This is a genomic window from Geodermatophilus sp. SYSU D00879 (assembly GCF_054050375.1).
Genome location: NZ_JBJGZF010000025.1, coordinates 1 through 20,516, shown reverse-complemented (window position 1 = coordinate 20,516; position 20,516 = coordinate 1). Strand labels below are relative to the sequence as shown.

General features: G+C 75.3%; 23 protein-coding genes. 7 read left to right on the top strand and 16 right to left on the bottom strand.

The window, feature by feature from the left end; all coding sequences use genetic code 11:
- Positions 1 to 44: 44 nt before the first annotated feature.
- Positions 45 to 527, top strand: a complete 483-nt coding sequence (gene bcp, locus ACI79B_RS21600; protein WP_456926010.1) for a thioredoxin-dependent thiol peroxidase — start codon at positions 45 to 47, stop codon at positions 525 to 527.
- A 4-nt stretch (positions 528 to 531) separates the two neighbouring features.
- Here bcp and ACI79B_RS21595 read toward each other — a convergent pair whose 3' ends face one another.
- Positions 532 to 1,122 carry a QsdR family transcriptional regulator gene (locus ACI79B_RS21595; RefSeq protein WP_456926011.1) on the bottom strand — a complete coding sequence of 197 codons (591 nt, stop codon included), beginning with the start codon at positions 1,120 to 1,122 and terminating at the stop codon, positions 532 to 534.
- A 175-nt stretch (positions 1,123 to 1,297) separates the two neighbouring features.
- Between ACI79B_RS21595 and gndA the strand changes: the two genes are divergently transcribed.
- Entirely contained in the window at positions 1,298 to 2,770 is a 1,473-nt protein-coding gene (gene gndA, locus ACI79B_RS21590; protein ID WP_457000246.1) for an NADP-dependent phosphogluconate dehydrogenase, read from the top strand.
- Positions 2,771 to 2,786: 16 nt separating this feature from the next.
- Here the strand turns inward: gndA and ACI79B_RS21585 are convergent, their stop codons facing one another.
- From ACI79B_RS21585 to ACI79B_RS21550, 8 genes are all read right to left on the bottom strand, one after another.
- On the bottom strand, positions 2,787 to 4,028 hold the full coding sequence (locus tag ACI79B_RS21585; RefSeq protein WP_456926012.1) for a low temperature requirement protein A: 1,242 nt from the start codon (positions 4,026 to 4,028) through the stop codon (positions 2,787 to 2,789).
- 100 nt (positions 4,029 to 4,128) lie between these two features.
- On the bottom strand, positions 4,129 to 4,608 hold the full coding sequence (locus ACI79B_RS21580) for a DUF4262 domain-containing protein (RefSeq protein WP_456926013.1): 480 nt from the start codon (positions 4,606 to 4,608) through the stop codon (positions 4,129 to 4,131).
- Between the two features lie 115 nt (positions 4,609 to 4,723).
- Positions 4,724 to 5,677 (bottom strand): DNA polymerase domain-containing protein, encoded by a 954-nt coding sequence (locus tag ACI79B_RS21575; RefSeq protein WP_456926014.1) that lies wholly within the window; start codon positions 5,675 to 5,677, stop codon positions 4,724 to 4,726.
- Between the two features lie 40 nt (positions 5,678 to 5,717).
- On the bottom strand, positions 5,718 to 6,455 hold the full coding sequence (locus ACI79B_RS21570) for an MBL fold metallo-hydrolase (RefSeq protein ID WP_456926015.1): 738 nt from the start codon (positions 6,453 to 6,455) through the stop codon (positions 5,718 to 5,720).
- 54 nt (positions 6,456 to 6,509) lie between these two features.
- Positions 6,510 to 7,220, bottom strand: coding sequence for an HAD-IA family hydrolase (locus ACI79B_RS21565; RefSeq protein WP_456926016.1), 711 nt, complete (start codon positions 7,218 to 7,220; stop codon positions 6,510 to 6,512).
- Complete coding sequence (locus tag ACI79B_RS21560) at positions 7,217 to 8,167, bottom strand: PLP-dependent cysteine synthase family protein (RefSeq protein WP_456926017.1); 951 nt, start codon at positions 8,165 to 8,167, stop codon at positions 7,217 to 7,219. The genes ACI79B_RS21565 and ACI79B_RS21560 overlap by 4 nt, the downstream gene beginning before the upstream one ends.
- A gap of 44 nt (positions 8,168 to 8,211) precedes the next feature.
- The gene (locus ACI79B_RS21555; protein ID WP_456926019.1) at positions 8,212 to 8,490 is read right to left on the bottom strand and encodes a ubiquitin-like small modifier protein 1; all 279 of its coding nucleotides are present in this window, start codon (positions 8,488 to 8,490) and stop codon (positions 8,212 to 8,214) included.
- 159 nt (positions 8,491 to 8,649) lie between these two features.
- Positions 8,650 to 9,123: a Mov34/MPN/PAD-1 family protein gene (locus ACI79B_RS21550; RefSeq protein ID WP_456926020.1), complete on the bottom strand. Its 474-nt coding sequence runs from the start codon at positions 9,121 to 9,123 to the stop codon at positions 8,650 to 8,652.
- A 107-nt stretch (positions 9,124 to 9,230) separates the two neighbouring features.
- Here ACI79B_RS21550 and ACI79B_RS21545 point away from each other — a divergent pair, with 107 nt between their 5' ends.
- On the top strand, positions 9,231 to 9,587 hold the full coding sequence (locus ACI79B_RS21545; RefSeq protein WP_456926021.1) for a hypothetical protein: 357 nt from the start codon (positions 9,231 to 9,233) through the stop codon (positions 9,585 to 9,587).
- Here the strand turns inward: ACI79B_RS21545 and ACI79B_RS21540 are convergent.
- Both ACI79B_RS21540 and clpS read right to left on the bottom strand, forming a co-directional pair.
- Complete coding sequence (locus ACI79B_RS21540) at positions 9,526 to 10,023, bottom strand: DUF2017 family protein (RefSeq protein ID WP_456926022.1); 498 nt, start codon at positions 10,021 to 10,023, stop codon at positions 9,526 to 9,528. The genes ACI79B_RS21545 and ACI79B_RS21540 overlap by 62 nt on opposite strands.
- Positions 10,020 to 10,316 carry an ATP-dependent Clp protease adapter ClpS gene (gene clpS / locus ACI79B_RS21535; RefSeq protein ID WP_456926023.1) on the bottom strand — a complete coding sequence of 99 codons (297 nt, stop codon included), beginning with the start codon at positions 10,314 to 10,316 and terminating at the stop codon, positions 10,020 to 10,022. The genes ACI79B_RS21540 and clpS overlap by 4 nt, the downstream gene beginning before the upstream one ends.
- Before the next feature lie 72 nt (positions 10,317 to 10,388).
- On the opposite strand from clpS, the gene ACI79B_RS21530 reads away from it, so the two are divergent.
- Together ACI79B_RS21530 and ACI79B_RS21525 are read left to right on the top strand one after the other, a co-directional pair.
- Positions 10,389 to 11,672 carry a nicotinate phosphoribosyltransferase gene (locus tag ACI79B_RS21530; protein WP_456926024.1) on the top strand — a complete coding sequence of 428 codons (1,284 nt, stop codon included), beginning with the start codon at positions 10,389 to 10,391 and terminating at the stop codon, positions 11,670 to 11,672.
- Positions 11,673 to 11,686: 14 nt separating this feature from the next.
- On the top strand, positions 11,687 to 12,253 hold the full coding sequence (locus ACI79B_RS21525; protein WP_456926025.1) for an isochorismatase family protein: 567 nt from the start codon (positions 11,687 to 11,689) through the stop codon (positions 12,251 to 12,253).
- A gap of 122 nt (positions 12,254 to 12,375) precedes the next feature.
- On the opposite strand, the gene serB is transcribed toward ACI79B_RS21525, so the two are convergent.
- Together serB and ctaD are read right to left on the bottom strand one after the other, a co-directional pair.
- Positions 12,376 to 13,644, bottom strand: a complete 1,269-nt coding sequence (serB, locus tag ACI79B_RS21520; RefSeq protein ID WP_456926026.1) for a phosphoserine phosphatase SerB — start codon at positions 13,642 to 13,644, stop codon at positions 12,376 to 12,378.
- Positions 13,645 to 13,809: 165 nt separating this feature from the next.
- The gene (gene ctaD, locus ACI79B_RS21515; protein ID WP_456926027.1) at positions 13,810 to 15,567 is read right to left on the bottom strand and encodes an aa3-type cytochrome oxidase subunit I; all 1,758 of its coding nucleotides are present in this window, start codon (positions 15,565 to 15,567) and stop codon (positions 13,810 to 13,812) included.
- A 205-nt stretch (positions 15,568 to 15,772) separates the two neighbouring features.
- Between ctaD and ACI79B_RS21510 the strand changes: the two genes are divergently transcribed.
- Positions 15,773 to 16,051 carry a GlsB/YeaQ/YmgE family stress response membrane protein gene (locus ACI79B_RS21510; RefSeq protein WP_456926028.1) on the top strand — a complete coding sequence of 93 codons (279 nt, stop codon included), beginning with the start codon at positions 15,773 to 15,775 and terminating at the stop codon, positions 16,049 to 16,051.
- A 62-nt stretch (positions 16,052 to 16,113) separates the two neighbouring features.
- Here ACI79B_RS21510 and ACI79B_RS21505 read toward each other — a convergent pair whose 3' ends face one another.
- Genes ACI79B_RS21505 through ACI79B_RS21495 form a run of 3 tightly spaced genes read right to left on the bottom strand, consistent with a single transcriptional unit; the run spans position 16,114 to position 18,721 of the window.
- Positions 16,114 to 16,965 carry a putative RNA methyltransferase gene (locus tag ACI79B_RS21505; protein ID WP_456926481.1) on the bottom strand — a complete coding sequence of 284 codons (852 nt, stop codon included), beginning with the start codon at positions 16,963 to 16,965 and terminating at the stop codon, positions 16,114 to 16,116.
- 29 nt (positions 16,966 to 16,994) lie between these two features.
- Entirely contained in the window at positions 16,995 to 18,221 is a 1,227-nt protein-coding gene (locus tag ACI79B_RS21500; protein WP_456926029.1) for an MFS transporter, read from the bottom strand.
- A complete protein-coding gene (locus ACI79B_RS21495) occupies positions 18,218 to 18,721 on the bottom strand; it encodes a metallophosphoesterase family protein (protein ID WP_456926030.1) in 504 nt (167 codons plus the stop codon). The genes ACI79B_RS21500 and ACI79B_RS21495 overlap by 4 nt, the downstream gene beginning before the upstream one ends.
- 78 nt (positions 18,722 to 18,799) lie before the next feature.
- Between ACI79B_RS21495 and ACI79B_RS21490 the strand changes: the two genes are divergently transcribed.
- On the top strand, positions 18,800 to 20,392 hold the full coding sequence (locus ACI79B_RS21490; RefSeq protein WP_456926031.1) for an MFS transporter: 1,593 nt from the start codon (positions 18,800 to 18,802) through the stop codon (positions 20,390 to 20,392).
- The last annotated feature ends 124 nt before the right edge of the window (positions 20,393 to 20,516 follow it).

Here is a 20,516-nt window from a genome sequence, read left to right as displayed (position 1 = left end):
CCTGCTCCCCTCCCCCGTCGGGCGGGCACGGCATCATGGCGGGCGTGACCGAGACCGCTTCCGTCCGCCTCGCGCCCGGTGACCCGGCGCCGGACTTCACGCTGCCCGACGCCGACGGCACCCCGGTCTCCCTCGCCGACCGCCGCGGCCGCCGGGTGATCGTCTACTGCTACCCCGCCGCCCTGACCCCGGGCTGCACCACCCAGGCCGTCGACTTCACCGCCGCGGCCGGCGAGCTGGCCGAGGCCGGGCTGGACATCATCGGCATCTCCCCCGACCCGCCGGAGAAGCTGCAGCGCTTCCGCGAGCAGGAGGGCCTGAACATCACCCTGCTGTCCGACCCGGACAAGCAGGTGCTCACCGCCTACGGCGCCTTCGGCACCAAGAAGCTGTACGGCAAGGAGGTGCAGGGCGTCATCCGCTCGACCTTCGTCGTCGATGCCGAGGGCCGCATCGAGCGGGCCGCCTACAACGTCAAGGCCACCGGGCACGTCGCGAAGCTGCGCCGCGACCTCGGCCTGGGCTGAGCGCTCAGTTCCCGCGGACGCCGAGCACGCCGGTCACCAGCGCGTCGACCACCGTCGTCGCGGCCTTGAGGTCGGGGTCGCGGGCGACCATGACGTCGGAGTAGAGGAACGACTCCCCCAGCCGGACGACGGCGTAGGCCAGCACCGGCAGCGGCACCTCCGGCGTGAGCCCGCGCTCCTCGACGTCGCGCTCGAACAGCGCGGTGTAGGCCTCGACGAGCCGCGGCTGCACCCGGCCGCGCGGGTCGGTGAGGACGCGCATCGCCGTGGTCGGCTCGTCGTCGATGAAGCGGCGCAGCGACGTCGCGGTGCCCAGGACGTGGCGGTAGTCCTCGATGACCGCCAGGCTGCGCAGCCGGCCGGCGGGCTCCGCGCCCTCGGGCCGGGCGTCGTGCGCCTCCGCGGCTCGACGCAGCGTGCGCTCGGCCAGCCACCACATCGCCTCGCCGAGGATGGCGTCCCGGTTGCCCACCCGGCGGAACAGCGTCACGCGCGAGATGCCCAGCTGGGCGGAGAGGGTCGTGGTGTCGAGCCGCTCGCCGTCGAGGAGGGTCCGCGCCGCCCGGCGGACGACCTCTTCACGCGGCGCGATCACGGACGCAGCGTAGGCGGGGGCGTCCGGCGCGGACACGGCCGCGGCACCGGCCTCACCCGCACGCGGGAGGGCGGCCACCGTGCGTGCACGGCGGCCGCCCCCGTCGTCAGGACACCGGGGCGGACCGTGCCGACCGGGTCCGCCGGGGTGCCGCCGCGGGGGCCGGTGGACGAGCATCGGCGGACATGAGCAGCCCGGACGGGCCCCTGCCCCCGACGGCGACATCGGCGTCACCGGGCTGGCCACGATGGGCGCCAACCTGGCCCGCAACCTCGCCCGCCACGGCTGCCGGGTGGTGCTCCACAACCGGACGCAGGCGCGCACCGACGCCCTGGTGGCCGCACACGGGGACGAGGGCGCCTTCGTCCCGACCGGCTCGGTCGAGGAGTTCGTCGCCGCGCTGGCCCGGCCGCGCAAGGTCGTCGTCATGGTGCAGGCCGGCGCACCGACCGACGCGGTCGTCGAGGAGGTCGCGCTCCTGCTGGAGCCCGGCGACGTGCTCGTCGACGGCGGCAACGCCCGCTACACCGACACGATCCGCCGGACGCAGGCGCTGGCGGAGCGCGGCGTGCACTTCGTCGGCTGTGGGATCAGCGGCGGTGAGGAGGGCGCCCTGCTCGGGCCGAGCATCATGCCCGGCGGCTCGGCCGAGGCCTACGCGATCGTGGGGCCGCTGCTGGAGTCGATCGCGGCGGTGGTCGACGGCACCCCGTGCTGCACCCACGTCGGCAGCGACGGCGCCGGCCACTTCGTGAAGATGGTGCACAACGGCATCGAGTACGCCGACATGCAGCTCATCGCCGAGGCCCACGACCTGCTGCGCGCCCGGCTCGGCCTGTCCCCCGCCGAGATCGGCGAGGTGTTCGCCGGGTGGAACGCCGGGGACCTGGAGTCCTACCTCGTCGAGATCACCGCCGAGGTGCTGGGCCACGTCGACGCCGCGACCGGCCGGCCCTTCGTCGACGTCGTCCTCGACCAGGCCGAGCAGAAGGGCACCGGGCGCTGGACGGTGCAGTCGGCGCTCGACCTGGGGGTGCCGGTCAGCGGGATCGCCGAGGCGGTGTTCGCCCGCTCGCTGTCCGGGCACACCGCGCAGCGGGCCGCCGCCCGGGCGGTACTGCCCGGCCCGTCGTCCGCGCCGGAGCCGGTGGCCGACCGGGACGCGTTCGTCGAGGCGGTCCGGCAGGCGCTGTACGCCTCCAAGGTGGTCGCCTACGCGCAGGGGTTCGACCAGATCGCCGCCGGCGCCCGCGAGCACGGGTGGACCGTCGACCCCGGCGCGCTGGCCACCATCTGGCGCGGCGGCTGCATCATCCGGGCCCGCTTCCTCGACCGGATCCGCCAGGCCTACGCCGACGAGCCGGACCTCACGACCCTGCTCACCCACGGCTACTTCCGCGACGCGGTCGCCGACTGCCTCGAGGGCTGGCGGACGGTCGTCGTCGAGGCCGCCCGGGCCGGCATCCCGGCACCGGGCTTCTCCACCGCGCTGGCCCACTACGACGGCCTGCGCGCCGAGCGGCTGCCCGCCGCGCTGGTCCAGGGCCTGCGCGACCTGTTCGGCGCGCACACCTACCGGCGGGTCGACCGGGACGGCGTCTTCCACACGGTCTGGGCCGAGGACCCCCGGGAGGTGCGGACCGGCTGAGGACGGACGGCGGCGGTCAGCCGTGCTCGGCGGCCGCCTCCGCCCGCACCCGCGCCCGCGCGTCCGCGTAGCGGACCACCTCGAAGGTCAGCAGCGCCACCAGGACGGCGGCGAGCACCGCGAGCTGCGCCAGCGCCGGCAGGGACGCCACGGCCAGCGGCGCGAGCAGCAGCACCACCGCGACGACGGCCCGCGGCCGGTTGACCGACCCGACGTTGCGCAGCCGGAAGGCCAGGTGCGCCAGCAGGTACACCGCGACGCCGGCGTAGAGCGACCACAGGCCGGTGCCCGTGAGCGGGTCGGTCAGGTCGTGGTGCTCGACGTCGCCGACGTACTCGGCGACCTTCTTCAGCCCGAGGGCGAGGAAGATGATCCCGGCGATCATCGGGAAGTGCATGTAGGTGTACGAGTCGCGGGCCAGCCGGACCCGGTCCGCGTCCGGCTTGCCGGCCAGCACCCGCTCCGCCACCGGGGCGACCACGTCGAAGTAGGACCACCACAGGCACACGCTCACCGTGAGCCCGAGGAGCGCGACGGCCGCGATCGGCAGGGTCAGCGGCAGGTCGGTGACCCCCACGCCGACCGCGATGATCGACTCGCCGAGGGCGATGATCACGATGAGGCCGTGCCGCTCGGCGAAGTGCCGCGGCGCCGGCAACCGCCAGTCGGCGCCGGCGACGTAGATGCCGGTGTAGTCGACCAGCAGCGCCAGGACCCACAGCAGCGTCTGGGTCGAGCCGCCGGCCAGCGCCCCGGCCACCAGGAGCCCGGCGGCCAGGACGACCGGGACCGCGGTCCGCAGCAGCTGCCGGCGCAACCCGGCGTCGTCCCCCGCCGCGACGAGGTAGAGCGCGAGGTGACCGAGGCGCACCACGGCGATGCACGCGGCCAGCACCAGCGGGGCGCTGAACCCGTCGCCCTCGTCGCGCCAGGCCTCGGGGATCGACAGCGCGACGAGGAACAGCGCGCCCATCACGGTGATCAGCGCACCGCGGACGACGCCCTCGTCGGCCCGGGCCTGGTTGCCGAGCCACGCGTAGCTGCTCCAGGCCCACCACAGCAGCGCGAGGACGAGCAGGCCGCGCACCGCGCTGCGCCAGCCGATGTCCTCGGCCATGAAGGCGGTGACCTGGGTGATCGCGAAGACGAAGACCAGGTCGAAGAAGAGCTCCAACGTGGTGACCGTGTGGTGCTCCGTCGTCGGCAGCACCCGGGCGCGGGCGCGCACCCCGGACGGTCGATCGGCTCGCGCGGTCACGTGCACCTCCCGCCCGCCGGGCGCGTCCCGGCCTCCCGCGACGCGGGCCATCCTGGCCCCGTCCCGCGCCCGGGACGAGGGGTGTTCTCGCAGGGCGGACTCAGGCCGTCCAGGTGCCCGGGCGGGGCTGCCCGTACCGGCCGCCGTCCCAGCCCGGGTCCCACGGGAAGCACCCGGCGGGCGAGGCCCAGGTGAGCACGTGCGCGGGCACCGAGTACTCGGCCGGCCGCTGGTACCAGCGGTTGGCGCCGAGCAGGACCTCGCCCGGGTTGGGGCACTCCTCCACGACCAGCTCCTCCCGGCCGGCCTCGAGCAGCTCCCCGGGCACCAGCGACCGGCCGGCCACGACCTCGCGGGCCACCGCGTCGAGCAGGGAGTGCGTGGCGGAGGTCCCGCGCCCGACGAGCACCAGCTCGGGGTGGCCGAGGCCGAACAGGCCGATGGTGTAGCCGAACGCCGGCTCGTCGGGACGGTCCCCCGGCCCGACGTACTGCACGGCGAAGCGGGTGCGGCGGATGACGGCGGCGAGGTGGGCGTCCTCCTGGTCCAGCCAGGCGGTGGTCTGCGGGTCGTGCGTCATGCCCGGGAGCCTGCGGGTCGGCACCGACAGGACGCGGCCGCGCACACCCGGTGGTGGACGCGGGTCCCCCTTGTGGACGACGGCGGCCGGACCGTCGGTCCCCGGGTCGCCCGGCTCAGCCCTCCGCGGACCGCTTGGCCCGTGCCCGCCGCTTGCCCTCGTGCATCGCGGCCACCCGCGCGACCGGGATGGTGTGGCCCTCGGCGACCAGGTCGGCCGGGAGCTCCTGCGGCGCGGGCAGCAGCCGCGCCCAGAGGTCGCCGTCCCCCAGCCGGTCCGGCGCGGTCCTCACCGTGACGTCGCCCGGCCGGACCGAGGGCAGGTCCTCCCACGCGACCGGCGCGGACACCGGCAGGCCCGGGCGGATCCGCGGGCTGTAGGCGGCCACGATCGTCGAGGACCCGGAGCGGGTGGAGTCGAGGAACACCCGGCCGTGCCGGTCCTCCTTGATGTAGGCGGTCGTGGCCAGGTCCGGGTCGAGGGCCGCGGCGCGGGCGGCGAGCGCGCGGGTCGCGGCGGCGGCGTCCTCGGGTCCGACGCCCCGGACCGGGACGACGACGTGCACCCCCTTGGACCCGCTGGTCTTCACCGCCCCGGCCAGCCCGGCGCCGGCCAGCGCCCGCCGCACCAGCTCCGCCGCCTGCACGACCACCGCGAAGTCGGCGCCCTCCGGCGGGTCGAGGTCGAGCACGATGCCGGTCGGCTCGGTCTCCGCGCCGGCGCGGGAGAACGGGACGTGGAACTCCACCGCCCGCTGGTTGGCCAGCCACAGCAGGGTGCGGCGGTCGTCGCACAGCACCTGGTGCACCTCGCGGTGGGCACCGAAGGACCACACGGGCACGGTGCGCACCCAGTCCGGCGCGCCCTTGGCCACGTTGCGCTGCATGAACGGCTCCTGGCCGGGCCGCACCCGCTTCACCGACAGCGGCCGGCCGGCCAGCTGGGGCACCAGCCGGTCGGCGAACGCGTCGAGGTGGTCGACCAGGTCGCCCTTGGTGACCCCCAGCCCGTCGCCCAGCGGCGCGTCGAGGCTGGTCAGCCGGACGCCGTCCCGTTCGTCGTCGACCACCGGCCCACCGTGCCCGCCCCGCCCGGGCGCGGCAAGACGGCTACACGTCGTACGTGGCGCCCGGGGTGGCCAGCTCCGCGCCGGGGAACGCCGTCCGCGCCGCGGCGAGCTGCGCGACGGGGTCCACCCACGCCGGCACGTGCGTGACCAGCAGCCGCCGCACCCCGGCCGCGGCCGCGGCCTCCCCCGCCTGCCGGCCGGTGAGGTGCAGGTCCGGCGGCAGCCCGTCCCGGTCGGGGTGGGCGGCCTCGGCCAGCAGCACGTCGGCGCCGTGCGCGAGGTCGACGACGGCCTGCGACGGCCCGGTGTCGCCGGTGTAGACCAGCGAGCTGTCGTGCGCGGTCAGCCGGACGGCGTGGCACTCGACCGGGTGCGCGGTGCGCGCGGTCTGCACGGTGAACGGGCCGAGGACGGCCGACACCGGGGTGGCCGCGAAGTCGAAGACGTCGGTCAGCGGCGCGCCGCCCTCGTCGTAGACCAGGCCCAGCCGCCGCTCGGCGCCGGCGGGGGCGATCAGCGGGACCCGGCGCCGCGACGAGCGGCCCGAGTAGCGGTGCCACACCACGAACGGGACGACGTCGAGGCAGTGGTCGGCGTGCAGGTGGGACAGGTAGACCGCGTCGATCGAGTCGGGATCGGCCAGCGCCTGCAGCGCCCCGAACGACCCGCTGCCGAGGTCGAGCAGCACCCGGAAGCCGTCGTGCTCGACGAGGTAGCAGGAGGCCGCCGACGCGGGGCCGGGCCCGCTGCCCGAGCAGCCCACGACCGTGAGCCTCATGCCGCGCCCCCCGGCCGGTCGCACGTCCATCCGCTGTCCATGGCGGGCGCCAGGCTAACCGCCGGTCGGGAGCAGGGCGGCGGCCGGGACGGACAGGACGCCGTCGGCCCAGGACAGGCCGCCCAGGTCGCGGACGACGACGTCGGCCCCGGCGCCGAGGGCCCGCTCCCCCACGCCGACGACCCCCGCGCCGGCCGCCCGGCCGGCGGCGATGCCCGCGGGGCTGTCCTCGAACACCACGGTGTCCTCCGGCGGCACGCCGAGCAGACGGGCGCCGAGGCGGTAGCCCTCGGGGTCGGGCTTGCCGGTGCGCACGTCGCGGGCGGTGACCAGGGCGCCGGGCAGCGGCAGCCCCGCGGCGGTCAGGCGGGCGGTGGCGAGGTCGGGGGTGCCGGAGGTGACCACCGCCCAGACGCCGGCGGGCAGGCCGGCCAGGAGGTCGGCGGCGCCGGGGACGGCGGCCACGGTGGTCGCGTCCTCGAGCTCGTACCGGTCGATGAGCGCCGTCGCGGCGGCCCGGCCGGGCCCGGGCACCAGGTCGGCTACGGTGTCGGCCGACCGCCGGCCGTGCACGACGGCCAGCACGTCGGCGGACACCAGGCCGTGCTCGGTGGCCCAGCGGGACCAGGAGGAGGTGACGGCGGCGTCGGAGTCGACCAGGACGCCGTCGTTGTCGAAGAGCAGGCCCCTGGCGAGGAGCCGTCGGCCACCCTGCCCCCCGCCGCGAGCGTGCGAGCGGCGGGGGGCAGGGTGGCCCTTCGTCATGCCCAGAGCTGACCCTCGAGGGCCGCGGTGGCCTCCTCCAGCGTGCCGGCGTAGGCGCCGGTGGACAGGTACTTCCAGCCGCCGTCGCAGACGATGAACACGATGTCGGCCTTGCGGCCGGCCGCGACCTCGCGGTCGGCGACGCCCAGCGCGGCGTGCAGGATCGCGCCGGTCGAGATGCCGGCGAAGATGCCCTCCCGCTCGACCAGCTGCCGGGTGCGGTGGACGGCGTCCTCGGGGCCCACGGAGAACCGGGAGTCCAGCAGCGAGGCGTCGTAGAGCTCCGGGATGAAGCCCTCGTCGATGTTGCGCAGGCCGTAGACCAGCTCGCCGTAGCGCGGCTCGGCGGCGATCACCTGCACCCCGGGCTTGTGCTCGCGGAAGTAGCGCGAGCAGCCCATGAGCGTCCCGGTGGTGCCCAGCCCCGCGACGAAGTGGGTGATCGACGGCAGGTCGGCGAGGATCTCCGGGGCGGTGCCGGTGTAGTGCGCCTCGGCGTTGGCCGGGTTGCCGTACTGGTAGAGCATCACCCAGTCGTCGTGCTCGGCGGCCATCTCCTTGGCCATCGCGACGGCCTGGTTGGAGCCGCCGGCCGCCGGCGAGCTGACGATCTGCGCGCCGTACATCTCCAGCAGCTGGCGCCGCTCGACGGAGGTGTTCTCCGGCATGACGCAGATGAGCCGGTAGCCGCGCTGCCGGGCCACCATCGCCAGCGAGATGCCGGTGTTGCCGCTGGTCGGCTCGAGGATGGTGGCGCCCGGCTGCAGCGTGCCGTCCTTCTCCGCCGCCTCGATCATCGAGATCGCGGCGCGGTCCTTGATCGACCCGGTGGGGTTGTGGTCCTCGAGCTTCGCCCACAGCCGCACGTCCGGCGTCGGCGACAGGTTCGGCAGCCCGACCAGCGGGGTGCCGCCGAGGGAGTCGACGAGGGAGTTGAAGCGGGCCATCGAGAGCTCTTCCGGGTCTGGGGACGGGAGGGGACGGGGCGGCCTCAGCAGCCGCCGGCGACCGCCGGGAGGATCGTGACCGAGTCGCCGTCCTTGACCGAGGTGTCGAGGGCGCCGGTGAACCGCACGTCCTCGTCGTTGACGTAGACGTTGACGAAGCGGTGCAGCTTGCCCTCCTCGGTCACCAGGCGGCCCTTGAGGCCGGGGTGCTTGGCGTCGAGGTCGTCGACGAGCGCGCCGAGGGTGTCCCCGCTGCCCTCGACGGTCTTGTTGCCGCCGGTGTGGGTGCGCAGGATGGTCGGGATCCGGACCTCGATGGCCATGGCGTGCGGTTCTCCTCGGGAGGGTGGGGGACGTGCGGGAGCGCTCGACGCGAGCGCGTGTCGGTGCGGGCAACGCCCGCTCGCCGCGGGTCATTCCGCGGCAGGCCCCGTCCAGGGCACCGCCCCGGCTCGCGAGGGGCAGGAGGACGGGGTCCTTCCTCAGTCGTAGACGACGGTGGTCGGCGAGTGGCCGAACAGGTAGGACTCGACGACCTCGACGTCCTCCTCGCTCACCTCGCCGTCGACGATCCGGAAGCTGCGGAACTCGACGTCGTCCCCGGCCAGGCCGGTCTCCCGGCCGTGGTGGCGGGTCGAGACGAGCACGTAGTGGGCGTTCGGCTCGGACGCGTACGCGATGTCCGTCCGCGAGGGGTGCGCCTCGGTGGCGGTGTGCGAGTGGTAGATCACCACCGGCTCCTCGTCCCGGTCGTCCATCTCCCGGTACAGGCGCAGCAGGTCCGCCGAGTCGAACTCGTAGAACGTCGGCGAGCGGGCGGCGTTGAGCATCGGGATGAACCGCTCGGGACGGTCGCTGCCCTCGGGCCCGGCGACGACGCCACAGGCCTCGTCCGGGTGGTCCTCCCGGGCGTGGGCCACGATGGCGTCGTAGGTCGCGCGGTCGATGCGCAGCACGCCCCCAGTCTAGGCGGCGCCCGGGAGCGGCACCGCGGGCACCGGAGGACCCTCGCCCGACCGGGGCAGGACACCCGGTCGTCACCGACCGGATACGGTGCGGACCCGTGGTGCTCGAGCTGATCATGGCGGCCGGCGTGGTCGCCGTCGCGCTGCCGACCCTGTGGCTCGGGCTCCGGGGGCTGACCCTGCGCAGCGGGCACTACAGCAGCGACGTCGCCGCCGACCGCCTGTCGCTGGTGCTGCTCGTCGCGCTGCGGGTGCTGGTGCTCCTGCTGGTGCTCGCCCTGTCGGCGGTCACGCTCGTCTCCACCGTCGGGGCGGCCGTCCGCGAGCTGGAGCTGCCCAGCCTGGTGCTGGTCTTCTTCGTGCTGGACCTGCTGCTGGCGACGCTGGTGCTGCTCACCTTCGGGCGCCGCGCCCGGCGGCGACCGCGTCGACGAGCGAGCCCTGCAGCCCGGTGAGCCAGTAGTAGACGGCCAGCTGCTGGCCCTCCTCCCCCGCCGGGTCCTCGGGCGGCTCGGTCTCCTCGGTGATCCCGATCCGCTCGCCCAGCGCCAGCCGCAGGTCGTTGGTGGTGCGCAGCCACGCGCCGGCCTGGTCCCGGTCCAGCCGCACCTCGCCGCCGTCGGCGGGGAGGGTGGCCCGGACCGCGGCCAGGTCGTCGGTCTTGCCCGCGCGCAGCGCCGACTCGGTCAGCTCGCGGTAGTCGGCGGCGATCTCCGGGTCGGTGCGGTGCCCGGCCGGCAGCAGCCGGGCGACCACCGGGTCGCCGTCGACGTCCTCGGGGTCGGCGCCCAGCAGCTGCTCGAGCTGGTCGAGCAGCAGCCCGAGGACGCCGGCCTCGGCCGGCTCGAGCCGCGCGACGACGTCGGACCCCTTGCGGCGGAACGGCCTCATGCGTCCTGCTGGTAGGTGGCCCACAGGCCGTAGGCGTGCAGCCGGCTGGTGTCGTGCTCCATCCGCTCGCGCGGCCCGGAGCTGACCACCGCCTTGCCGTCGTTGTGCACCTGCAGCATGAGCGTGGTCGCCGTCGGCTCGTCGTAGCCGAACAGCTCCCGCAGCACGTGGGTGACGTAGGTCATGAGGTTCACCGGGTCGTTCCAGACGATGGTGACCCAGGGCCGGTCGAGGTCGGCGGTCTCCTCGACCGTGGATTCGGGCGTCCGTGTCGGCGCGAGTGGTCCGGCCACCCGACCACTCTAGGACGGTCCCTCCCCCGCTCCCCCGGGTGCGGTCGCGGCGGTCGACCTAGGGTTCGGATCATGCCGACGGGTACCGCCCTGCTCACCGACCGGTACGAGCTGACCATGGTCGCCGCCGCCCTGGCCGACGGCACCGCCGACCGGGACTGCGTCTTCGAGGTCTTCGCCCGGCGCCTCCCGCACGGCCGCCGCTACGGCGTGGTCGCCGGCACCGGCCGGCTCCTGGAGCTGCTGCCCTCCTTCCGCTTCGGCGACGAGGAGCTGGCCACCCTCCGCGAGCAGGGCCTGACCGACGCGCGGCTGCTGGACTGGCTGGCCGACTTCCGCTTCTCCGGCGACGTCGACGGCTACGCCGAGGGCGAGCTGTTCTTCCCCGGCTCCCCGGTGCTCACCGTGCGCGCACCCTTCGCCGGGGGCGTGCTGCTGGAGACCCTCGTCCTCTCCGTGCTCAACCACGACAGCGCGATCGCCTCGGCCGCGGCCCGCATGGTGGGGGCGGCCTGCGAGCGGCCGTGCATCGAGATGGGCTCGCGGCGCACCCACGAGCAGGCCGCGGTCGCCGCGGCCCGGGCGGCGTACCTGGTCGGCTTCACCGCCAGCTCCAACCTGGAGGCCGGCCGCCGGTACGGGGTGCCGACGACGGGCACCAGCGCGCACGCCTTCACCCTCCTGCACGACGACGAGGCCGCCGCCTTCCGCGCGCAGGTGGACACCCTGGGCGTCGGCACCACGCTGCTGGTGGACACCTACGACGTCGCCCAGGGCATCCGGACGGCGGTCGAGGTGGCCGGGCCGGAGCTCGGCGCCATCCGGCTGGACTCCGGCGACCTGCCGACGCTGGCCACCGCCGCCCGCCGCCAGCTCGACGACCTCGGCGCCACGAAGACGCGGATCATCGTCACCAGCGACCTCGACGAGTACGCGATCGCCGGGCTCATGGCCGCGCCGGTCGACGGCTACGGCGTCGGCACCTCGCTGGTCACCGGGTCGGGCGCGCCGACCGCCGGCATGGTCTACAAGCTGGTCCAGCGCGACGGCGTGCCGGTGGCCAAGCGCTCGGAGGGCAAGAACTCCACCGGCGGCCGCAAGGCCGCCGTCCGCCGGCACGACCCCGACGGGACGGCGACCGCCGAGGTGGTCAGCAGCGGGCCGGTCGAGCCGCGCGACGGCGACCGGCGGCTGGTGGTGGAGCTGGTCCGCGGCGGCGAGCCGGTGGCGCCGTCGTCGCCGGCCGACGCGCTCGAGGCGGCGGCCGCGCACCACCGCCGGGCGCGCGAGGCCCTGCCGCAGGAGGCATGGGCGCTCTCCCGTGGGGAACCCGCACTGGAGACGGTGACGGCGTGAACGGAGGTCCCGCAGTGACGCGCGCACTGCTGGTGGTGGACGTGCAGAACGACTTCTGCGAGGGCGGCAGCCTGGCGGTGGCCGGGGGTGCGGCGGTGGCGGCGGCCATCACCGAGCACGTGAGGTCCGCGGACTACGCGTACGTGGTCGCCACCCGCGACCACCACGTCGACCCGGGCGACCACTTCCACGAGCAGCCCGACTACCTGGAGACCTGGCCGGCGCACTGCGTCGCCGGCACGAGCGGGCTCGAGCTGCACCCGTCGCTGGACCGCGGGCCGCTCGACGCCGTCTTCGACAAGGGCCACTACGCGGCGGCCTACTCCGGCTTCGAGGGGCGGGCCGACGGCGTGCCGCTGGCGGACTGGCTGCGCGAGCGGGGCGTGGACGCCGTCGACGTCGTCGGGATCGCGACCGACCACTGCGTGCGGGCCACCGCGCTGGACGCCGTCGCGGCCGGCTTCGCGACCCGCGTGCTGCTCGACCTCACCGCGGGGGTGTCCGAGGCCTCGACCGAGGCGGCGCTGGACCAGCTGCGCACCGCCGGCGTCGAGCTCGAGGGCGCGGTCACCCACCCCTGACCCCGCCCCCGAGGTGAGCCGCCCCTGCGGGTGGTCGTGCCCGGTGGCGGGCCCGAAGGCGTGGGGGGCACCAGGGTCCTCGCGGGCACCTGGCCGCGGTGCCCTCCGGTAGGACGGCGATGTCAGAGCGCGTCCATCACCTCGTCGCGGGTGAAGCCGAGCACCTGCAGGACGGCGTCGAGGTAGGGCTGGTTGAGCGCGGTGTGCGCCTGCTCGCGCACCACCGGCTTGGCGTTGAACGCGATGCCGAGCCCGGCGGCGTTGAGCATGTCGAGGTCGTTGGCGCCGTCGCCGACCGCGACCGTCTGCTCCAGCGGGATGCCGTGCTCGGCGGCGAACCGGGCCAGCGCCCGGGCCTTGCCCGCCCGGTCGACGATCTCGCCCACCAGGCCGCCGGTGAGCCTCCCGTCGGCGACCTCGAGGGTGTTGGCCGCGGCGAAGTCGAGGCCGAGCGCGGCGGCCAGCGGGTCGGTGATCTGGCTGAAGCCGCCGCTGACGATGCCGCAGCGGAACCCGAGCCGCTGCAGCGTGCGGATGAGCGTGCGGGCGCCCGGGGTGAGCTCCAGGTGCTCCCGCACCTCGTCGAGCACCTCGACCGGCAGGCCCGCCAGCGTGGCGACCCGGGCCCGCAGCGACTCGGCGAAGTCCAGCTCCCCGTTCATGGCCGCCGCGGTGATCCGGGCGACCTCGGCCGCGCGCCCGGCGCGGGCGGCCAGCTCGTCGATGACCTCGCCCCGCACCAGCGTGGAGTCGACGTCGAGGACGATCAGCCGCTTGCTGCGCCGGGCGAGCCCGACCTGCTCGACGGCGATGTCGGCGCCGGTGGCGGCGGCGACGGCGGCCAGCGCGGTGCGCAGCTCGGTGGCCCCGGCGCCGGAGACGGTCAGCTCGAGGGACGTGACCGGGTGGTCCGACAGCCGCCGGATCGCGTCGATGTTGCCGCCGACGCCCGCGATGGCGGTGGCCGCGCCGGCGACCGCGGAGGGCGGCACGGGCCGGCCGAGCAGGATCACGTGGTGCGGCCGTCCGGTGGGCGTGCTGCCGGCGCCGCGGTCCGAGGCGGTCTCCACCGCGACCCGGAGCCCGGTGGCGCGGGCGACCTCGGTGGCCAGCCGGCCCAGGCAGGCGAGGAAACCGGCCTCGTCCACCGCGCCGTCGGCCGGCCGGGCGCCGATGACCACCCCGAGGACGAGCTGGCCGTGCACGACGACCTGCTCGACGTCGACGACCTCGACCGGCGGCAGCCCCTGGTCGCCGGAGGCGAGGGCCCCGAAGAGCCGGGCGGTCACGCCGGGCCGGTCGGCGCCGGTGACCGTGAGGACCGCGCGGGGCCCGTCGGGGGCGGCCTGCGGGCGCGTGCGGGGTGCGGGGTCGAGCGGCACGGCGGCCATCGTGCCGCACTCCCCCGGCGGCTCCGGGCGGTGGCCCCGGAGACGAGGCGACGCCCCGCCGGCCGGAGCCGACGGGGCGTCGTCGTGACGCGGTGCGCCTTGCGGGTGGCCCCGCTCCTGGGCCCCACCCCGAGCCTGCGAGGGGTGGGGGGCAGCGGGGTCCTTCTAGAAGGGGTCGGGGTCGTTCGGGCCCTGACGCGGGCCGGTGCCCTCGGCGAGCTCGCTGACCCCGGCGTAGGGCTGGTGCCGCTTGCCGACGTGCGCCTCGGCGTGCAGCCGCTCCACCAGGTGCGGGTAGTGCGCCTCGAACGCCGGACGCTCCGACCGGATCCGCGGGATCTCGGTGAAGTTGTGCCGCGGCGGCGGCGAGGACGTCGCCCACTCCAGCGAGTTGCCGTGACCCCAGGGGTCGTCGCGCAGCGCGAGCCGGCCGTACTTCCACGACTTCACCACGTTGTACAGCCACGGGATGGTCGAGGCGCCCAGGACGAACGACCCGATCGTGGAGATCACGTGCAGGGTGGTGAACCCGTCGGTGGGCAGGTAGTCGACGTACCGGCGCGGCATGCCCTCGGTGCCCAGCCAGTGCTGGACCAGGAACGTCGCGTGGAAGCCGATGAACACCAGCCAGAAGTGCAGCTTGCCCAGCCGCTCGTCCATCATCCGGCCCGACATCTTCGGGAACCAGAAGTAGATGCCGGCGTAGGCGGCGAACACCACGGTGCCGAAGACGACGTAGTGGAAGTGCGCGACGACGAAGTAGCTGTCGTTGACGTGCCAGTCCAGCGGCGGGCTGGCCAGCAGCACGCCGGTCAGGCCGCCCAGGAGGAACGTCACCAGGAAGCCGATGGAGAACAGCATCGGCGTCTCGAACGTCAGCTGGCCGCGCCACATGGTGCCGATCCAGTTGAAGAACTTGATGCCGGTCGGCACGGCGATGAGGTAGGTCAGGAACGCGAAGAACGGCAGCAGCACCGCGCCGGTCGCGTACATGTGGTGCGCCCACACGGTGAGCGAGAGGCCGCCGATGAGCAGCGTGGCCCCGACCATGCCCTTGTAGCCGAACAGCGGCTTGCGGGAGAACACCGGGATGATCTCGGTGATGATGCCGAAGAACGGCAGCGCGATGATGTAGACCTCGGGGTGGCCGAAGAACCAGAACAGGTGCTGCCACAGCATCGGGCCGCCGTTCTCGTCCGAGTAGACGAGGGCGCCGAGGTTGCGGTCGGCCAGCATGCCGAAGATCGCCGCGGTGAGGATCGGGAAGGCCAGCAGCACCAGCAGGCTGGTGACCAGCGTGTTCCAGGTGAAGATCGGCATCCGGAACATGGTCATGCCCGGCGCCCGGAGGCAGGCGATCGTGGCGGTGAAGTTGACCGCGCCGAGGATGGTGCCGAGGCCGCTGACCGCGAGGCCGGAGAACCACAGGTTGGCGCCGGGGCCCGGGGAGTGGACGGCGTCGGACAGCGGGGCGTAGGCGTACCAGCCGAAGTCGGCCGCGCCGCTGGGCGTGAAGAAGCCCGAGACCGCGATGAGGCTGCCGAAGAAGAACAGCCAGAACGAGAAGGCGTTCAGCCGCGGGAAGGCGACGTCCGGCGAGCCGATCTGCAGCGGCATGATGAGGTTCGAGAACGCGAAGAACAACGGCGTCGCGAACATCAGCAGCATGATCGTGCCGTGCATCGTGACGAGCTGGTTGTACTGCTCGGGCGACAGGAACTGCAGCCCGGGCTGTCCCAGCTCACCGCGGATCAGCATGGCCATGAAGCCACCCACGATGAACCAGGCGAACGAGGTGGCCATGTACATCAGGCCGATGGTCTTGTGGTCCGTGGTCCGCAGCAGGTTCGAGAGCCGCGCACCCCGCTGGACCTCGCGAGCCGGACTGGGCCGGCTCACGATCGGTGCAGGCGCGATCGTCACGAGCGCAGCTTAGACCGAGGGCGTCGGGCCCGTCGGGCCCGACCGGGGAGGCGCGCCGGTGCTCACGGCGCCGCCGGGGACGGCGTCCAGGTCACGTCATGATCAAGACGGGTTTCCGCGCTGCTCACCAGGGGAACAGGACCGTCCGAGCCTGGAGATCCCAGCGCCTCGGCCACTCCGGCCAGCCCCTCAGGAGGTCCCCACAGTGGAGCTTCTCTGGAACATCATCGTGCTCATCGTGGTCGGCGCCATCGCCGGCTTCATCGCACGGGCCGTCGTCCCCGGCAAGCAGTCGATGAGCGTCGGGATGACGATCGTCCTCGGCATCATCGGTTCCTTCGTCGGGAACCTGCTCGGCAGCCTGATCAGCGGCAACGGCTTCGAGCTCGGCACCGCCGGGATCATCGGTTCGATCCTCGGTGCGATCGTCGTGCTGCTGGTCTACGTCTTCGCCACCCGCGGACGCACCCGCACGCGCGTCTGACCCGCGGGGACTCCCGGCGCCTCGGGAGCCCTGCGCCCAGTCGCCCAGGAGGGGCCCGGCCGTCACGGCCGGGCCCCTCCTGCGTGTGCGGGCGGCGTCCAGGTGGTGACGTCGACGGCGAGGGTCACCCGCACCCGCTCCGGCAGGGCGGCGACCGCGGCGGCCAGCCGTTCGGGAGTCAGGTGCCGGGCGTGCGGCCCCATCCCCACGACGGTGGTCACGGTGCGGCGGTCGAGCTCGAGCTCCTCCCGGTGCCGCACGCGCCCGGCCGGCACGAGGTGCGGCTCCAGGGCCGCGGACAGCCGGGCCTCCTTCTCCGGGTCCACCCGCAGCAGCCCCAGCGGGCCGACCAGCTCGGCGAGGTGCTCGGGTGCCGGGGTGGCGACCACCAGCCGGCCGCCGGGGCGCAGCACCCGCGCGGTCTCCGGGCCGTTGCGCGGGGCGAACACCACCATCGCCCGGTCGACGGCGGCGTCGCGGACCGGCAGCCGGGCCCAGGTGTCGGCGACGACGGCGAGCGCCCGCGGGGAGGCACCGGCCGCGCGCCGGGCGGCGTACCGCGAGGAGTCGAGCACCACGCCGACGGCGCCGGGTAGCGCGTCCAGCACGCCCGCCAGGTGGTGCCCGGTCCCCCCGCCGAGGTCGAGGACGGCGTCGACCGGCCCCTCCCCCGCGGCGACGGCGGCGGCCAGGACCCGGGTGAGCCCGGCGTAGGTGCCGGCGGCGAGCACCTCCGCGCGGTCGGCGACCATGGCCGCGGTGTCCCCGGTCGGGGGCGTGTGGCCCGGCGGCAGCAGCGTCACGTGGCCCTGCCGGGCGCGGTCGAAGGAGTGGCCGGCCGGGCAGCGCAGGCCGGCGTCGCCGGGGAGCGCGGCCAGCTCCGCGCCGCAGACGGGACAGGCCAGCACCGCCACCGCCCGCGGCGGCCAGGGCCGCCACCGGCTCACGGCGCACCCGCCGGGACCGGCGGCGGCGCCGGCTCGGCCGTGCGGGCGGGCACCACGGCGACGGCGGCCGCGGCGGCGGCCGCACCGAGCGCGAACGCGGCCGGGTAGCCGGGTCCGCCGTCGGCGAGCAGCGCCGCGAGCGGGACGGTCAGCGCGGCCGCCAGGTTCTGCGCGGTGTTGTGCGCGCCCAGCGCGCGCCCGGCCCAGGCGCTGCCGGCCTGCTCGGCCACCGAGGTGAACGCCACCCCGTTCGGGCTCACCGTGGCGACCGCGGCCAGCGCCACCGCCGCCGCGGCGGCCCCCGGCCCGAGGAGGTCCGGCGTCAGGGCCGCGACGACGGCGAGCAGCCCGACGACGACGGCCACCGCCCCCGCGACCTGCCGCAGCGGCCCGAGCCGGCTGCCCACCCGGTCCGACCACGTTCCCGCGCCGAGCCGCGCGGCGACCCCGCCGGCCTGCGTGACCGCCAGCAGCGTCCCGGCGCCGGCGGCACTCCAGCCGGCGCCGCGCACCAGCCAGTCGAAGGCCAGCCCGGCGACGGCGAACTGCGGCACGACGAGCAGGGTGCTGGCCGCGTGGACCCGCCACAGCACCGGGTTGCGGTAGGGCGAGGCCGGCCGAGGTGTGCCGTCGGTGCGCGGGGGCCGGGCCGGGTCGCGGACGAGCAGGCCGACGAGGACGGCGGTGACCGCGCAGCCGGCGGCGAGGAACGCGAAGGCGCCGCCGGGGCCGTCGGTGGCCAGCCGCGGCAGCGTCAGCGCGGCGAGGCCCACGCCCAGCGGCTGCCCGGCCTGCCGGACGCCCATCGCCAGCCCGCGCTGCTCCGGCGGGAACCAGCCGAGCACCAGCCGGCCGCTGGCCGCGTGCACCGACGCGCTGCCGGCCCCGGCCAGCAGCAGCCACAGGCCGGTGGGCACGGCGGCGTCGGCCAGCGCGGCGCCGGTCAGCGCTCCGGCGGCGACCGCGAGCCCGGCGGAGAGCACCAGCCGCTCGCCGTACCGGTCGGCCAGCACGCCCCAGAGCAGCAGCGCGCACACCAGGCCGGCGGTGGGCGCGGCGACCAGCAGGCCGGCCTGCGGCAGCGTCAGCCCCTCCTCCCGCAGCGCGAGGGTGAGGAAGGGCATCCCGTTCTGCGCCGCGCAGGCGGCGACCAGCCCGGTCAGGCCGACGGCGAGGTGGCGCCAGCGGGCTGCGGGAGGGGACGCCGGCGGGAGGGCCGTCACCGGGCGACCGGGTGGAAGACCACCTCGGTGAGCGCCCCGCCGTCGGCGACCGCGGTGACGAAGGTGCCGTGCGGCTGCCGGCGCCGGTCGGTGGGCGAGCCGGGGTTGACCAGCCGGAGCCCGGTGTCGGTGGTGGTGTCCCACGGGATGTGGCTGTGGCCGAAGAACAGGACGTCGGTGTCCGGGAAGCGCGCGGCGCAGCGGCGCTCGCGGCCCCTGGCGTCACCGGTCTCGTGGACGACGGCGACCCGCAGCCCGCCCACCTCGGCGCGCGCCACCTCCGGCAGCCGCTCGCGCAGGGGCCCGTGGTCGTTGTTGCCGTACACCGCGAGCAGGGCCCGGGCGCGGGACTCGAGGGCGTCGAGCAGGGCGACGTCGACCCAGTCGCCGGCGTGCACGACGAGATCGGCGGCCTCGATGGCCGCCCACAGGGAATGAGGCAGGTCACGGGCCCGCTTCGGGAGGTGCGTGTCGGCGGTCACCACCAGCGAGACGGACACGACCCCATGGTCGCAGGGGGCTAGGTTGCTCCCTCGGCCGACGACCTCGGCCCCCTCTCACGACTCCCTGAGGACCCCATGACCCACCCGTCGTCCACCCCTGCCGCCGCGCCGGACACCCCGGGCGCGGCGCCCTACGAGAAGCGCTGGCTCGCCCTCGGCGTCATCGCGATGACCGTCCTGCTGGTCATCCTCGACGCCACGATCGTCAACATCGCGCTGCCGGCGGTGTCGGCCGACCTCGGCATCTCGGCCGCGACCCAGCAGTGGATCGTCACCGCCTACACCCTCACCTTCGGCGGCTTCCTGCTCCTCGGCGGCCGCATCGCCGACTTCTGGGGCCGCAAGCGCACCTACCTGGTCGGCGCGGCCGGCTTCGCCATCGCCTCGGCGCTCGGCGGCATCGCGCAGAACGAGGCGATGCTGTTCGGCGCCCGCGCGCTGCAGGGCGTCTTCGGCGCGCTGCTGGCGCCGGCCTCCCTCGCGCTGCTGACCGTGCTGTTCACCGACCCGAAGGAGCGCGCCAAGGCGTTCGGCGTCTACGGCGCGATCGCCGGCGGCGGGTCGGCGGTGGGCCTGCTGCTCGGCGGCGTCCTGACCGAGTACGCCGACTGGCGCTGGTGCTTCTGGGTGAACCTGCCGGTCGCGCTGCTCGCCGTCGTCCTGGCGATCCCGATCGTCCCGGAGAGCCGGGCGCCCGGGGACACCAAGTACGACATCCCCGGTGCCGTGCTGGTCACCCTCGGCCTGGCCTCGATCGTCTACGGCTTCACCCGGGTGGCCGAGGCGTCGCAGACCAACGCCGCCGAGGCCGCGGCCGCCAACGCCCAGGCCGCCGCGCAGGGCGGCACCACGCTGGTGTCACCCGAGAGCGGCTGGGCCGACGGCCTGGCGTGGGTGTTCATCGTCGCGGGCCTCGTGCTGGTGGCGCTGTTCGTGCTGCTGGAGCTGCGCACCCGCAACCCGCTGCTGCCGATGCGCATCGTGCTCGACCGCAACCGCGGCGGCGCCTACCTCACCTCGACGCTGGTCGGTGCCGGGCTCATCGGGGCGTTCTTCTTCCTGAGCCTGTACTTCCAGCAGGTGCTCGGCTACGAGCCGGTCGTCGCGGGCGTCGCCTCGCTGCCGACGACGCTGGGCGTGTTCATCTCGGCCGGCGCGGCCAGTGCGCTGGTGCCGCGGGTCGGCCCGAAGCCGCTCATGGTGCTCGGCGGCCTGCTCGCCGCGGGCGGGCTGTTCACGCTGTCGTTCGTCGGCCTGGACACGGGCTTCTGGGAGCTGCCCTTCCCCGGCCAGCTGCTGCTCGGCCTGGGCCTGGGCTTCACCTTCGTGCCGCTGTCCAACCTCGCGCTGGTCGGCGCCGGCGAGCACGACGCGGGGGCGGCGAGCGCGATGCTCAACGCCACCCAGCAGGTCGGCGCCTCGATCGGCACCGCCGTCCTGGCCTCGCTGTCGGTGGGCGCGATCAGCGCCTACTCCGCGGACGCGCTGACCTCGGGCGCCGACCCGCGGGACCCGGCGGTCGGCCTGCAGGGCCAGGTGGAGGGCTACACCACCGCCTTCACCTGGGCGGCCGCGCTGCTCGTCGTCGGCGCGCTGGTGGCCGCGGTGCTCATCAAGGCCACCAAGGAGGACCTGCCGGCCGGCGACGTCGCCGTCCACGTCGGCTGACCCCCCTCCGCAGCGCACCGCCCGCGTCCCCGCCCCGGGTCGCGGGCGGTGCCGCGTTCAGGTGCCGGGGGGGGTTGCGTGCTTGCGGAGGGGGGCGTTTTATGGCTGCAGCTCGGGGTCGTCG

Excerpts from the sequence above, each read along its gene's own strand:
- ACI79B_RS21580 (WP_456926013.1), bottom strand. The coding sequence starts at position 4,608 with ATGACGCACGACCCGCAGACCACCGCCTGGCTGGACCAGGAGGACGCC.
- ACI79B_RS21570 (WP_456926015.1), bottom strand. The coding sequence starts at position 6,455 with ATGAGGCTCACGGTCGTGGGCTGCTCGGGCAGCGGGCCCGGCCCCGCG.
- ACI79B_RS21565 (WP_456926016.1), bottom strand. The coding sequence starts at position 7,220 with ATGACGAAGGGCCACCCTGCCCCCCGCCGCTCGCACGCTCGCGGCGGG.
- ACI79B_RS21560 (WP_456926017.1), bottom strand. The coding sequence starts at position 8,167 with ATGGCCCGCTTCAACTCCCTCGTCGACTCCCTCGGCGGCACCCCGCTG.
- ACI79B_RS21555 (WP_456926019.1), bottom strand. The coding sequence starts at position 8,490 with ATGGCCATCGAGGTCCGGATCCCGACCATCCTGCGCACCCACACCGGC.
- ACI79B_RS21540 (WP_456926022.1), bottom strand. The coding sequence starts at position 10,023 with ATGAGGCCGTTCCGCCGCAAGGGGTCCGACGTCGTCGCGCGGCTCGAG.
- ACI79B_RS21530 (WP_456926024.1), top strand. The coding sequence starts at position 10,389 with ATGCCGACGGGTACCGCCCTGCTCACCGACCGGTACGAGCTGACCATG.
- serB (WP_456926026.1), bottom strand. The coding sequence starts at position 13,644 with ATGGCCGCCGTGCCGCTCGACCCCGCACCCCGCACGCGCCCGCAGGCC.
- ACI79B_RS21490 (WP_456926031.1), top strand. The coding sequence starts at position 18,800 with ATGACCCACCCGTCGTCCACCCCTGCCGCCGCGCCGGACACCCCGGGC.